We start from the raw sequence: 12,984 nt of genomic DNA, 5'->3' as shown, positions 1-12,984 counted from the left end.
GCTGTGGGTGGGGGATGGTCGATGACGTCGGACGACGTCGCTCCAGCGTAACCCCGACCAGTGGATGATTTTGCAGGTTGCGCAAGGATCGCGGTCGCCGGACGAGCGGATGCGCCAGACTGCCGCCATGACCGAGCCCGCTCCCCTCCGGTCGCCCTCGGCGACGCCGCCATCCGCCTCGCCGACTCCTCCGATGCCGCGGCGCTCGCGGCGCTGCGCTGGGCGTGGAGTGCGACGCCCGAGGATCGCGATCCCGACCGCCTCGCCCGCGACTTCGTGGCCTTCATGAGCAGCACCGCGGATTCGCACCGCTGCGTGGTCGCCGAGCGCGACGGCGCACTCGTGGCCATGGCGTGGGTGGCGTTCACCGCGAGACCGCCGATCATCGGCACGACCGGGCGCCGCTCCGCCGACCTCCAGAGCGTCTTCGTGCGGCCGGAGCACCGCGGCGCCGGCCTCGGCGTGCGCCTGGTGCAGGCCGCCATCGAGCTGGCGCGAGCCGAGGGCGCCGAGCACCTGACCGTGCACGCGACGCCGGATGCGGCGGCGTTCTACGAGCGCTTCGGCTTCGAGCCCGGCCCGACGATCGCGCAGCTCGACCTCCAGGGCTGAGCTGCGCGACCGCGTCAGGGGTTACAGCGTCAGCGAGCCGTCCGCGCTCGTGACGACCTCGCCGCCGGCCAGCCGCGCGGAGAAGGCGGATGCGCCGTCGGACGTGATCTGCACCGCGCCGTCGGCGGAGCGCACGACGCGGAAGACCGCCTCCGTCCGCTCCGGCGTCGTCACCGTCAGCTCGGTCGACCCCTCGCCGCTCGGGAACAGCCGCAGCTCGAGGCCGTCGAGGTAGTCGTAGTCGGGGCGGTCGACGCGGGCGCCGAGCGGCAGCACCGCACCCTCGCGCACGTAGAGCGGCACGGTGTCGAAACCGTGCGTCTCGCGGCGCCAGCGACCGCCTTCGACGACCTCGCCGGTCCACCAGTCGGTCCAGCGTCCGTCCGGCAGATAGAGCTCGACCTCGCCGTCGGCCGACATGACCGGCGCGACCAGCAGGTCCGGGCCGAGCAGGTACTGGCGGTCGAGGTAGGCCACCGCGGGGTCGCCGGGGAAGGCGAGCTGCATCGGGCGCATGATCGGCGTGCCCGTGCGGTGCGCCTCGAGCCCGGCGGCGTGCAGGTACGGCATGAGCTGGTGCTTGAGCTGCGTGAACCGCCGGGTGACGGAGACGGCCGACTGCGGGTCGGCCTCGTCGCGGCCCTCGCGCTCGTCGAAGAGCCACGGCACCCGGTAGTTCTGGCTCGCGTGCAGGCGGGTGTGGCTCGAGAGCAGGCCGAAGACCAGCCAGCGCTTGAAGACGCCGGGGTCGGGCAGTCCCTCGAAGCCGCCGATGTCGTGGCTCCAGTAGCCGAAGCCGCTGAGGGCCAGCGAGAGGCCGCCGCGCAGGGTCTCGGCGAGCGACTCGTAGCTCGACGTGTTGTCGCCGCCCCAGTGCACCGGCATGGTCTGCCCGCCGGCGGTCGCGGAGCGCGCGAAGACGATGGCCTCGCCCTCGCCCTGCAGCTCCTCGAGCACCTCGAAGACGGCCTCGTTGTAGCGCTGGGTGTAGAGGTTGTGCATGCGCTCGGGGCTCGAGCCGTCGAAGTAGTCGACCTCGAGCGGGATGCGCTCGCCGAAGTCGGTCTTGAACGCGTCGACGCCCTGCGCGATGAGCCTGCGCAGGTACCCCTGGTACCAGGCCGTCGCCTCGGGGTTCGTGAAGTCGACCAGCGCCATGCCCGACTGCCAGAGGTCCCATTGCCAGACGGAGCCGTCGGGCCGCTTGACGAAGTAGCCGGCCGCCTTGCCCTCGTCGAACAGCGGCGAGCGCTGGCCGATGTAGGGGTTGATCCAGACGCAGACGCGGAGGTCCCTGTCGTGCAGGCGGGCGAGCATGCCGTCGGGGTCCGGGAACACCCGCGGGTCCCATTCGAAGTCGCACCAGTTGAATTCGCGCATCCAGAAGCAGTCGAAGTGGAAGACGCTGAGCGGCAGCTCGCGCTCGGCCATGCCGTCGATGAACGAGTTGATGGTGGTCTCGTCGTAGTCGGTCGTGAAGCTCGTCGAGAGCCAGAGACCGTACGACCAGGCCGGCAGCCGCGCCGGGCGGCCGGTGAGGGCGGTGTAGCGCTCGAGCACGCCGGCCGGGGTGCCGCCGCCGACCACGTAGTACTCGAGGCTCTCGCCCGCGACCGAGAACTGCACGCGCTCGACCGCCTCCGAGCCGATCTCGTACGAGACGTGGCCCGGGTGGTTCACCAGCACGCCGTAGCCGCGATTGGAGAGGTGGAACGGCACGTTCTTGTAGGCCTGCTCGCTGCTGGTCCCGCCGTCGGCGTTCCAGATGTCGACGACCTGGCCGTTCTTGACCAGCGGCCCGAAGCGCTCGCCGAGTCCGTAGACGAGCTCGCCGACGCCGAGCGCCAGCTGCTCGTGCAGGTAGTGGCGGGAGTGCTGCCGTGCCGTGCCGCCGCGGGCGTTGCCGACGGGCGCGCCGTCGACCTGCGCGTTCTCGGCGAGGGTCATGTAGCCGAGCGACTTCTCGCCGCTCGAGGTGAGCACGCGACCGGTGGCGGTCTCGGTGAAGACCAGGCTCCACGGGGCCCCGCGGGTGATCGTCGCGGTGACCTCGCCGCTGACCAGCGTGGCGCCCGCATCCGTCACGGTGACCTCGCCGTGGCCGTCCTCGGCGCCGATCAGGTCGAAGCCGACCTCATCCGCTCCACCGCGGTGGTGCTCGACGCGCACCCCGATGACGCCGGGCAGCGGCGCGTGCAGCGTGACCGTGAGGACCGGCCGGTTGAGGGTGTCGCCGCGGCGCTCGATGACCTTGGTGGGCACGGTGGCCACGATGGTGCGGCCTTGCTGCTCGAGGTCGTGCGTCTCGCGGCCGTACAGCGCGTCGACGCCCGGCCTGAGCTGCCAGAAACCGTCGGTGAACTTCATTACTTGACTGCTCCTGCGGTGATGCCCCGGGTGAGGGTGCGTTGGAAGATGAGGAAGAAGACGAGGGTGGGGATGAGGCCCAGCAGCGCCGAGGCGCTGGTGGTCGTGACGTCCATGAGCCGGTCGCCCTGCAGCACGCTGATCGCGACCGGCACGGTCTGGTTCGCGTTGCTGATGAGGAAGGTCAGCGGGATGAGGAATTCGTTCCACGTCCAGATGAAGAAGAAGACCATGAGCACGCCGAGCGTCGGCCGGCTGATCGGCACGATGACCCGCCAGAGGATGCGCCAGCGGCCGGCGCCGTCGAGCGCGGCGGCCTCGAGCACCTCCTTGGGGAAGGTGCCGAAGACGGATGCGAGCAGGTAGGTGCCGAAGGCGCTCTGGATCACGACGAAGGTGATGATGACCGCCCACACGTTGTCGTACAGGCCGACCGCGCGGAAGATCGAGTACAGCGGGTAGAGCAGCACCTCCTGCGGCAGCATGTTCGCCAGCAGGAAGACGAGGATGAGCGGCACACGGCCCTTGACGCGCCCGATGCCGAGCGCGAAGGCGTTCATCACCGAGACGACGACCGCGAGGATTGCGACGACGCCGCTGATGAAGAAGCTGTTCCAGAGCTTCTCGGGGAAGTCGACGCGGTTCCAGAAGTTGACGATGCCGTCGACGTAGAGGCCGGTGGGCAGCGTCAGCGGACCGCCGTTCGCGTAGTCCCCGGGGCTCTTGAACGAGTTGATGAGGATGACGGCGAACGGGAACACGATCATCACCGCGATGACGACCGCGAAGGCGAGCACGATCCAGTCGCCGACGGTGCGCTTGCGCCCGCGGGGCTTGGCCGCCCTGGGGCGGTCGACGATGGCGGTCACAGCTGCGCCTCCTTGCGCTCGGAGCGGTTCTGCGCCCACACGAAGACGATCGAGACGATCACGATGACGACGGTGAGCGCCGTCGCGATGGCGGCGCCGTAGCCGACCTGCTGGCTCTGGAAGAACTGCTGGTACGAGTAGTAGCTCGGCACGATGGTGGCGTTGTTCGGTCCGCCGCCGGTGAGGGCGTAGACGGGACCGAAGACCTTGAGCGCCGCGATGGTGCAGGTCAGGGCGACCACGAACACCTCGGGACGGATCATCGGCAGGGTGATGGCGCGGAAGCGGTGGAACCAGCCGGCGCCGTCGAGCTCGGCGGCCTCGTAGAGCTCCGGGTCGACGCGCTGGAGCGCTGCCATAAAGATGACGACGGGGTAGCCGATCTGGATCCAGACGAGCACGACCATGATGCTGAGCAGCGCCGTGTCGGGGTTGCCGAGCCAGTTGCCGGCGAGCGAGCCGAGGCCGACGGCCTCGAGGATCGTGTTGAGCGCGCCGTTCTCGGGGCGCAGGATCCAGCCGATCACGATGGCGGCGACGACCGACGGCAGGATCTGCGGCAGGTAGTACGTGGCGCGCAGGAAGCTGGCGAGCCTGCCGCCGAACTTGCGGCCGACGACGTCGAAGAGCGCTGCCGCGAGCACCAGGCCCAGCAGCGTCGGCACGACCACCATGGCGATGACCATGCCGATGCTGTTGCGGAACGACATCCAGAAGCGCTCGTCCTCGAAGAGGCGGGTCCAGTTGTCGAGGCCGATCCACCGCGGGGCGATGATGCCGCGGTACTCGGTGAAGCTGAGGTACACGTTCCACACCAGCGGCACCAGGACGATGACCGTGATGAGCGCGAGGCCGGGCAGCAGGTACCACCAGTAGCTGCGTCCGCTGGCGAACGGCATGACGCCGCCGCCGGAGCGGGGCCGCCGACGGCGTACCGGCGTGGCCGGCGCCTCGGAGGCGGGTGGGGTGATCGTGGTCACGGGGGTCCTCCCGGTGGAGGGCCCGGCCGTCGATGGCGGCCGGGCCCGGTGGGGTTACTGCTGGGCGACGGCCGGCAGGCCGGCCTCGTAGTCGGCGCCGATCTGCTGGTTCATGGCGGCCGGGTCGAGCGTGCCGTTCACGAGGCCCTGCAGACCCGCGTTGAGCTCGTCGTAGAAGGTGGGCGTGGGCCAGTCCGGGTAGAAGGCCAGGCCGTCCCGCTCGAGGAGCGTGTTGAAGTTCGTGATGAGCTCCTGGCTCTTCGCGTCGGTGATCTCCGAGGCATCGGCGGCGACGGGGACGCCGCCGTTGTTGCCGATCAGCGCCTGGATCTCGGGGCGCAGCGTGATCTCGATGAACTGGTAGGCGAGGTCCTTGTCACCGGCGCGCGCCGGGACGACCCAGAGGTTGCCGCCGGACCCCGGCGCCATGTCGCTGCCCGGGTAGAGGAAGGTCGACCAGTTCGCATCCATCTCGTCGATGAAGCGGCCGTACCACCAGCTGCCCGAGTAGAACATCGGGTAGGTGCCGTTGATGAAGCCGGTGCCGGCGTCCTCGGCCGCGAGGCCGGTGGCGTCGCTGGAGATGTAGCCGGCGTCGACCCAGTCCGCGACGGTCTGCGTCGCGGCGGTGATCTCAGCGCCCTCGAAGTCGACCGGGGCGGTGTAGGTCTGGTACGCGTCGACCCACTCGCGGTCGGCCTCGGCGAGGGCGAGCTGGTACCAGAGCTGGCCGAGCGGGTACTCGGCGGCGGCCTCGGCGAGCGGGGTGACGCCCGCATCCGCGAAGGCCTGCATGGCGGTCTCGAGCTCGTCCACCGACGTCGGCACCGCGATGCCGTACTCCTCGAACATGTCGACGTTGTAGTAGAACTGCACGTACTCGCCGTAGTTGGGGATGCCGTACCACGAGCCCGAGCCCATGACGCCGTTCCCGTCGTAGCGCGAGGTGGTGGCGACGGAGTCGGCCAGCTTCTCGTCCCAGCCGTACTCGGCGACCGCGTCGTCGAGCGGCTCGAGCAGGCCCTGGCTCGCGAGCAGGCCCGCGGTGGCGTTGCCCTTGTTGTACTCGAGCAGGTCGGGCGCCTCGTCGGAGTTGAGCGCCTGGCTGGCGGTCTGGCGGATCTGCTCGAAGGAGCGCTCCTCGAAGTCGACCGTGGCTCCGGTCTCCTCCTCGAAGATCTCGATCGCGCGGTTCCAGGCGATGCCCATCGCCGAGTTCTCGCCCTCGTAGTGCCAGAGCGTCAGGGTGTCGTCCGACTCCTGCTCGCCGGGCGCGCAGCCCGTGAGCAGGCCGGCGCCGACGGCGAGGACGCCGAGAGCGGATGCGGTGCGTCGCAGGGACATGGTGTCTACCTCCTTGTAGGTGGGCCAGCGGCCCGAGCATCGCGCGAAGCTATCGAAGCGCTTCGACGATGCCGCTGTGGATGGGTCGTTCTCCGGTGGGGTCTAGGGGGCGGGGATGAGCGAGCCGCGGTCCTCGAACCGCGGCTCGAGGAGCGTGACGTCCGGCGCCGGACGCCCGTCCACGGCGGCGAACACGGCCTCGACCGCGCGCCGGCACATGTCCTCGAGCGGCAGGGTGATGCCGCTGAGGGGGATCTCGAGCCGCGACGGGTCGTAGCTCGCGGCGGCCGCGAACAGGGAGACCTGCCCCGGCACGTCGACCCCGAGCTCGAGCAGGCGGCGCTCCGCCTCCTCGACCACGGGCTCGTTGCAGTGGAACAGCACCGCGGTCAGCTGCGGCGCCTCGGCGAGCAGCTCGTCGACCGCGCTGCGGCCGGCACCGCGCTCGAGGCCGGCCCAGCGGCGCACGATGCGCACGCCCTTGGCGGCGGCCTCGCGCTCGAGCGCCTGGTCGAAGCGCTCTATGAAGCCGGTCTGGCGCTCGAGGTAGCTCGGCGGGTGCCCGATCATGCCCACGACGCGATGCCCGAGGTCGGCGATGCGGTCGACCGCCTCGCGCGCCGCGGCGGCGAAGTCGAGGTCGACGCAGGCGATGTCGTCGACGTCGCCGGGCACGCCGATGAAGGCGGCCGGCAGGGCCAGGTCGCGCACGATCGGCAGGCGCTCGTCGCCCGTGGCGACGCCCATCATCACCACGCCGTCGACGAGCGAGCTCGAGCCGACGCGTCGGATGCCGCTGACCTCGTCGTCGGTGGCGAGCAGCAGCACGTCGTAGTCGTGCGCGCGCGAGGCGGCGACCACCGCGCTGACGAAGCGCATGTGCGTCGGCAGATGGCCGTCCTGACGCAGCGGCGCGCTGAGCGCCAGGATGTTCGTGCGGGCCCCGGCCAGCATCCGCGCCGCCGCGTGCGGCCGGTAGTCGAGGTCGGCGATCGCGCGGTCGATGCGGGTGCGGGTCGTCGCGGAGATCGAGCGCTTGCCGGAGAGGGCGTACGAGACGGTGCTGATCGACACGCCGGCCGCCTTGGCGACATCGTGGATCGTGACCATCGGGGACTCCATCGTCGAAACGCTTCTACACTGAACGAGCAGTGACGTTACGCCCTGTCGAAGCGCTTCGCAAGACCGAGCCGCATCGCATCGCCGCCGTCGCTGCGACGCCGGCTCCGACGAACCCCGCCACGGGCACGTCAGCCCTCCGCGGCCGTCGCGGCATCGTTCACTTGATCCCCGTGGAAGCGATCCCCTGCACGAACTGCCGCTGGAATGCCAGGAACACCACGAGCAGCGGCAGCACCGTGATGGTCGCGATCGCCATGACCGCGCCGTAGGGCGAGCTGAATGCCGGGTTGTTGGTCAGCGTCGAGAGCGCCACCGGCACCGTGAGGTTCTCGTTGCCCTGCAGCACGACGAGCGGCCAGAGGAAGTCGTTCCACCGCGTCATGAAGCCCAGGATCACGAGCACGCCGACGAGCGGACCGCAGGACGGTAGCACGACGCGGAAGAAGGTCGCGAACTCCCCCGCGCCGTCGAGCCGTGCGGCCTCCATGAGCGCGTCGGGCACGCCGAGCAGGAACTGCCGGGCGATGAAGATGCCCACCACGTCGAAGAGCGTCGGCAGGATCACCGCCCAGGGCGAATCGACGAGCCCGATGCGCGCCACCACGAGGAAGCTCGGCACGAGGGTCACCTGGATCGGGATCATGATCGTCACCAGGAACGCCGCGTAGAGCACCCCGCGCCCGCGGAAGCGGTACTTCGCCAGCGCGTAGCCGGCCATGAGCGAGACGACCACGCTCAGCGCCGTGCCGACCGAGGCGATCAGCACCGAGTTGCCCAGCCAGCGCCACACGGGCTGCTGCGCGAACACCTCCGTGTAGTTGTCGAGCGTCGGCGCCTCCGGCAGCAGGTAGAAGCTGCCGCTCTGCGACTGGCCGCCCGGCGTGAGCGCCGAGACGAGCATCCAGTACAGCGGGAACACCATGAGCACGGCCAGCGCCGCCATCGCCGCGACGAGCAGCCAGCGCGCCGGACGCGGCCGGCGCCGCCGCCGAGAGGACGTGGACGAGCGGATGGGGGCGGTCGCGGTCACAGCATCTCCTCGGCCTTGCGGTTGGCGCGCTGCCGCAGCAGCGTGAAGACGAGCAGGATGGCGACGAGCACGAGCCCGAGGGCCGCCGCGTACCCCATCCGGGCGTCCACGAACGCCGAGCGGAACACGTACTGGATGAGCACGGTCGTCGAGAAGCCAGGCCCGCCGCCGGTCATCACGTAGATGACGTCGAAGGCCTGCAGCGAGAACACGACGTTGAGGATCAGCAGGATCGAGGTGGTCGGCCGCAGCATCGGCCAGCTGATCGTGCGGAAGCGCGCCCAGCGGCTGGCGCCGTCGATCGCGGCAGCCTCCTTGAGCTCGCTCGGGATCGACTGCAGCGCGCCCAGGTAGATGACCATGCAGAATCCGATCCGGGTCCAGACCACCACGATCACGAGGGTGGCCATCGCCCAGCCGGGCGCGGTCAGCCAGGGCAGCCGACCGAGGCCGAGCGCCTCGAGCAGGTTGTTGGCCACGCCGTAGTCGCCGTTGAAGATCCACGACATGATCACGCCGACCACGACGCCCGCGGCGACCATGGGGACGAAGAACAGCGCGCGGAACACCGAACGACCGGGCAGCGGCCGGTTCAGCGCGATCGCCAGTGCGAGGCCGATCGCCATCGAGGTGGGCACCGTGCCGACCGTGAACACGAGCGTGTTCATGAGGGCGGTGCCGATGAGCGGATCGGAGGTCATGCTGGCGAAGTTGCCGCCGCCGATCCACTCCCCGTCGCCGAGCGAGGCCGTGTCCTGGAAGCTCAGGCCGATCGCAATGACGATCGGGATGAGCGAGAACGCGAGGAACAGCAGCGCGGCCGGTCCGGCGAAGACGTAGGGCACCAGACGTCCGCCGCGGCGGCGGTCGGCTGCCCGCTCAGTTCGCAGTGACACTGCGCATCGCCTCCATCATCTGGCGCGAGGCGTCGCGCGGGCTGAGCTGACCGATCAGGCAGAGGTCGAGGTAGTCGGCGAAGACGGCGTTGAGCGAGCTGAAGTACTCGCCGCTCTGCGCCCGCACCATGGGCAGCGGGATGGTGGCGCCCTGGTCGATGAAGCGCTGCATCGTGTCGCTGTTGGCGGCGTAGCCGATGTCCTCGGCGTCGAGCGAGCTGCGCGCGGGCAGCCAGTTGCCCTCGTGGCAGAAGAACCGCATCTGCTCGCGGCTGGTGATCATGGCGACCAGCTCGGCCGCCAGCTCCGGGTGCCTGCTCGACTTCGTCACGGCCAGGGCGTTGCCGCCCAGGTCGCTCGCCTCGCCCGCGTTGCGGATCATCGGGGCCGTGCCCCACTCGCCCGGCATCTCCTCGTCGAGCTGCGCCATCGACTCGGGGTTGTTCAGCATCATGCCGATCTGCCCGGTCAGGAAGAGGTTGCGGGCCACGTCGCCGCCGCCGGTCTTGCTGAGGTTGCCGGTGCTCACCAGGCCTTCCTCGTACCAGCGCCGGCCGAAGGCGAGGGCGCCGACGGCCTCCTCCGTGTCCATCGACGGGGTCTCGCCGTCCTCGCCGAGGAAGGCGCCGCCGTTCTGGTAGACGAGCGGCATCCAGCGGTAGGCGGTCTCGGGGCCGGTCCATCCGTATCCGAAGCCGTAGCGGCCCGTCACCTTCTTCGTCTCGGTCGCGATCTCGAGGAACTCGTCCCAGGTCCAGGCGTCGGCGAGCGCGGTCGGCGGGGTCACGCCGATCCGATCCATGACGCCGCGGTTGAAGTAGGTGATGAAGTTGTCGGTGTGCTGGAAGACGCCGTAGACGCCGTCCTCCCGCGCCCCGATCGCCCAGAAGGGGTCGCTGTAGTCGCCGCGGTAGTCGTCGGGGATCGCGCCGCTGATGTCGACGAGGCTGCCGTTGGCGGCGTAGCGGCCGATCTGCTGCGGGGTGATGCGGATCACGTCGGGCGCCAGGTCGGCGGCCAGCCGGGTGATGAACCACTGGTGGAACTGCCCCGTGGTCACCTCGACGGCCACGCTCGTGCCGGGATGCTTCGCCACGAAGGCGTCGGCGATGGCCTGGTAGCTGGCGATGTCGGTGGGGATGTTCCAGGTCGACAGGCGGATGTGCTTGGTGCCGCTGGGCGGCGAGCCCGAGCAGGCGGCCAGGGCCCCGGCGATCGAGATGCCCGCGAGGGCGATGAAGCCGCGACGGCCCATGGCGGTCGCGGAGAGCGGATGGGATGCGCGCATGTCCTGCCTCTCCATTGAGGTGTGAGCGTCGGATGCGGGGCGACCGTTCGGCCGCCCCGCGTGGTGATCACGCGGTGGCGGGCCGCAGCGGTTCAGGCAGCAGCGCCGCGTGCGCCTCGAGCAGCTCGTCCGTCATCGAGCGGATGCGGTCGAGCGTCAGCAGCGCGCCGGTGAGGGGATCGAGCGCCACGGCGTGGTGCACGTGCTCGATGCTGCCCTCGAGCGCGGCCCGGACGGCGAGCGTCTGCACGTTGACGTTGGTCCGGTTGAGCGCCGCGAGCTGCGGCGGCAGCTGACCGACGGCGGTCGGCTGCACCCCGTTGGCGTCGACCAGGCACGGCACCTCGACGCAGGCGTCGTCGGGCAGGTTGCCGATCAGACCGGTATTGGGCACGTTGCCGTAGACGACCGTCGGCACGCCGGTGACGATCGCGTTGACGATGCTGGCGCCGTACTCCACGGAGGGCTTGAGATCGGCCTTGAGGCGTTCGAGCTGCTGGTCGACGTCGCCCTGCTCGTCGTGCGCGACGCAGATCTCGTAGTAGTCCCAGCGCTCGGGGATGTACTCGAGCACCGTCCCGGCGTCCTTGCGGAAGTAGGGCAGGTACTCACTGGCGTGGTGGCTCGACTCGGTCTGGAAGTAGCCGAATGCCTGCATGATCGCGGTGCGCACCTGCTCGTTGCCGCCCTCGTAGTTGCTGGCCGCGGCGGCCGCCTCGCTGTGGTCGCCGTCGTCGCCGAGCAGGTCGGCGGCAGCGATGCCCCGGCGGTGCCGCTGGCCCATCACCTCGCGCAGCCGGGGGTAGAGGTCCTCGCCGCCGCGCTGCTTGAAGTCGAGGATCCAGGCCTGGTGGTTGATGCCGGCGCACACGTACTCGACCTCGTCGTAGTCGACGCCGAGGGTGCGGGCGAGCATGCGGGTGGTGCCCTGCACGCTGTGGCAGAGGCCCACGGTGCGCAGCCCCTTGGCGTTGAGGTAGGCGGTGGCCATGGCCATCGGGTTGGCGTAGTTGATGAACTGCGCGTCCGGGCAGAGCTCGAGCGCGTCGGCGGCGATGCCCGCGTAGGCGTCGACCGAGCGCAGGAAGCGGAAGACGCCGCCCGGCCCGACCGTGTCGCCGACGGTCTGGTCGACCCCGTACCGGCGCGGGATCTCCACGTCGTGCCGGTAGGAGTCCACCCCGCCCACCTGGAACGTGATGATCACGACGTCGGCGCCGTCGAGCGCCTCCCGCCGATCGGTGGTCTCGAGCACCGTGGTGTCGAAGCCGTGGTGCGCCACCAGCTCGCGGGCGGCCTTCGCGGTGCGGGCGACCCTGCCCGCGTCGAGGTCCATGAGGTGCAGCGTCACAGAGCGCAGGGCCGGGAAGCTGACCAGGTCGCCGATGAGGCGGAACGGGAACACGAAGCCGCCGGCTCCGATGATCGTGATCTTGGGGGTGCGCGTCGTTGCCATGCGGCCACGCTAGGAATCGCGAGCGGATGCGGTCCTCCGGCTTCCGAGCGCGCCCTTCCAGGATCCTCAGGTCCTCGCCTAGGCTCGGCTGCGTGCCCGAGGACGCGCCGACGCTCCCTCACGCGCCGGCTGCCGGCGTCGTGACGGTCGAACCCGCCTTCTGGAGTCACCGCGGCCCGGCGCCGCACATGCCGAGCTCGCATCGGCACGACGACCTCGAGATCAACCTCGTGCTCCAGGGGCGGCTCGACTACGTCTTCGGCGGCGCGCCGGTGAGCGTGCACGCCGGCGAGATCGCGCTGTTCTGGGGCTGGACGGCCCACCAGCTGGTCGACGACCTGGCCGGGGAGTTCCGCTGGGTGCACATCCCGCTCGCCGAGGTGCTCGCCTGGGGCCTGCCCGACCCCGACCTCGGCGCCATGCTGCTCAACCGGCCCATCGTGGTGCCGACGAGCGCGGCGGGCCGCGACGTCGAGTCGATGATGGGCTCCTGGCAGCGCGACTTCGCCGACGAGGGCGCCGAGATCATCGCGACGCTCGAGGCCCAGGCGCTCGTCCGGCGATTGCTCCGCCACCATCGCGAGCGGCTGGATCTGCGAGCGGATGCGCCCCACGGCACCGCCGAGACGATGCAGCGGGTGGTCGGCATGGTGCGGTTCATCGTCGAGCGCTTCCGCGAGCCGATCGGCGTCGCCGAGGTCGCCGATGCCGAGCACCTCAACCCGCACTACGCCATGACGGTCTTCCGGCACGACGTCGGCAGCACGATCGTCGAGTACCTCACGCGCTGTCGTGTCGCCGAGGCGCAACGCCTCCTCATGACCACCTCGCTGACGGCCTCCGAGATCGCGCACGCCGCGGGCTTCGGTTCGCAGAGCAGCTTCTACGCGCACTTCGCCCGGGCCACGGGCAGCGCGCCGGCGGCCTACCGGGCGCGGCTGCGCTGACCGGCCGGCGTCGACGGCACCCGGTTCGGCGCGACAGGTGACGCGTCCCCGTCCGCTACCCGGTTCGGCGCGA

11 protein-coding genes are annotated in these 12,984 nt (G+C 70.4%); 2 read left to right on the top strand and 9 right to left on the bottom strand.

All coding sequences use genetic code 11. From position 1 onward, the window contains the following. The first annotated feature begins 60 nt into the window (after nucleotides 1-60). The gene (locus tag QQK26_RS12505; protein ID WP_284233237.1) at nucleotides 61-612 is read left to right on the top strand and encodes a GNAT family N-acetyltransferase; all 552 of its coding nucleotides are present in this window, start codon (nucleotides 61-63) and stop codon (nucleotides 610-612) included. A gap of 21 nt (nucleotides 613-633) precedes the next feature. Here the strand turns inward: QQK26_RS12505 and yicI are convergent, their stop codons facing one another. From yicI to melA, 9 genes are all read right to left on the bottom strand, one after another. Then, nucleotides 634-2,979, bottom strand: coding sequence for an alpha-xylosidase (yicI, locus tag QQK26_RS12500; protein ID WP_284233235.1), 2,346 nt, complete (start codon nucleotides 2,977-2,979; stop codon nucleotides 634-636). Further along, on the bottom strand, nucleotides 2,979-3,848 hold the full coding sequence (locus QQK26_RS12495; protein WP_431308012.1) for a carbohydrate ABC transporter permease: 870 nt from the start codon (nucleotides 3,846-3,848) through the stop codon (nucleotides 2,979-2,981). The genes yicI and QQK26_RS12495 overlap by 1 nt, the downstream gene beginning before the upstream one ends. Continuing rightward, complete coding sequence (locus QQK26_RS12490; RefSeq protein ID WP_284235327.1) at nucleotides 3,845-4,747, bottom strand: carbohydrate ABC transporter permease; 903 nt, start codon at nucleotides 4,745-4,747, stop codon at nucleotides 3,845-3,847. The genes QQK26_RS12495 and QQK26_RS12490 overlap by 4 nt, the downstream gene beginning before the upstream one ends. A gap of 135 nt (nucleotides 4,748-4,882) precedes the next feature. Further along, nucleotides 4,883-6,172 carry an ABC transporter substrate-binding protein gene (locus QQK26_RS12485; RefSeq protein WP_284233233.1) on the bottom strand — a complete coding sequence of 430 codons (1,290 nt, stop codon included), beginning with the start codon at nucleotides 6,170-6,172 and terminating at the stop codon, nucleotides 4,883-4,885. 102 nt (nucleotides 6,173-6,274) lie between these two features. Next, the gene (locus QQK26_RS12480; RefSeq protein WP_284233231.1) at nucleotides 6,275-7,294 is read right to left on the bottom strand and encodes a LacI family DNA-binding transcriptional regulator; all 1,020 of its coding nucleotides are present in this window, start codon (nucleotides 7,292-7,294) and stop codon (nucleotides 6,275-6,277) included. A 157-nt stretch (nucleotides 7,295-7,451) separates the two neighbouring features. Further along, on the bottom strand, nucleotides 7,452-8,324 hold the full coding sequence (locus tag QQK26_RS12475) for a carbohydrate ABC transporter permease (RefSeq protein ID WP_284233229.1): 873 nt from the start codon (nucleotides 8,322-8,324) through the stop codon (nucleotides 7,452-7,454). Next, a complete protein-coding gene (locus QQK26_RS12470) occupies nucleotides 8,321-9,220 on the bottom strand; it encodes a carbohydrate ABC transporter permease (RefSeq protein ID WP_284233226.1) in 900 nt (299 codons plus the stop codon). The genes QQK26_RS12475 and QQK26_RS12470 overlap by 4 nt, the downstream gene beginning before the upstream one ends. Next, nucleotides 9,204-10,508, bottom strand: coding sequence for an ABC transporter substrate-binding protein (locus QQK26_RS12465; RefSeq protein WP_284233224.1), 1,305 nt, complete (start codon nucleotides 10,506-10,508; stop codon nucleotides 9,204-9,206). Before QQK26_RS12465 ends, QQK26_RS12470 begins: the two co-directional genes overlap by 17 nt. A gap of 67 nt (nucleotides 10,509-10,575) precedes the next feature. Beyond that, nucleotides 10,576-11,964 carry an alpha-galactosidase gene (gene melA, locus QQK26_RS12460; RefSeq protein ID WP_284233222.1) on the bottom strand — a complete coding sequence of 463 codons (1,389 nt, stop codon included), beginning with the start codon at nucleotides 11,962-11,964 and terminating at the stop codon, nucleotides 10,576-10,578. Between the two features lie 92 nt (nucleotides 11,965-12,056). Between melA and QQK26_RS12455 the strand changes: the two genes are divergently transcribed. Then, a complete protein-coding gene (locus tag QQK26_RS12455; protein WP_284233220.1) occupies nucleotides 12,057-12,911 on the top strand; it encodes a helix-turn-helix domain-containing protein in 855 nt (284 codons plus the stop codon). The last annotated feature ends 73 nt before the right edge of the window (nucleotides 12,912-12,984 follow it).

Origin of the sequence: Arenivirga flava, from assembly GCF_030161575.1 — a bacterium.
In the GTDB taxonomy this organism is placed as follows: domain Bacteria; phylum Actinomycetota; class Actinomycetes; order Actinomycetales; family Microbacteriaceae; genus Arenivirga; species Arenivirga flava.
This window is presented reverse-complemented; position numbering and strand designations above follow the sequence as displayed.

What these genes read in the sequence shown, in the direction of transcription:
- QQK26_RS12465 (WP_284233224.1), bottom strand. Translation starts at nt 10,508, where the DNA reads ATGCGCGCATCCCATCCGCTCTCCGCGACCGCCATGGGCCGTCGCGGC.
- QQK26_RS12480 (WP_284233231.1), bottom strand. Translation starts at nt 7,294, where the DNA reads ATGGAGTCCCCGATGGTCACGATCCACGATGTCGCCAAGGCGGCCGGC.
- yicI (WP_284233235.1), bottom strand. Translation starts at nt 2,979, where the DNA reads ATGAAGTTCACCGACGGTTTCTGGCAGCTCAGGCCGGGCGTCGACGCG.
- QQK26_RS12485 (WP_284233233.1), bottom strand. Translation starts at nt 6,172, where the DNA reads ATGTCCCTGCGACGCACCGCATCCGCTCTCGGCGTCCTCGCCGTCGGC.
- QQK26_RS12490 (WP_284235327.1), bottom strand. Translation starts at nt 4,747, where the DNA reads ATGCCGTTCGCCAGCGGACGCAGCTACTGGTGGTACCTGCTGCCCGGC.
- melA (WP_284233222.1), bottom strand. Translation starts at nt 11,964, where the DNA reads ATGGCAACGACGCGCACCCCCAAGATCACGATCATCGGAGCCGGCGGC.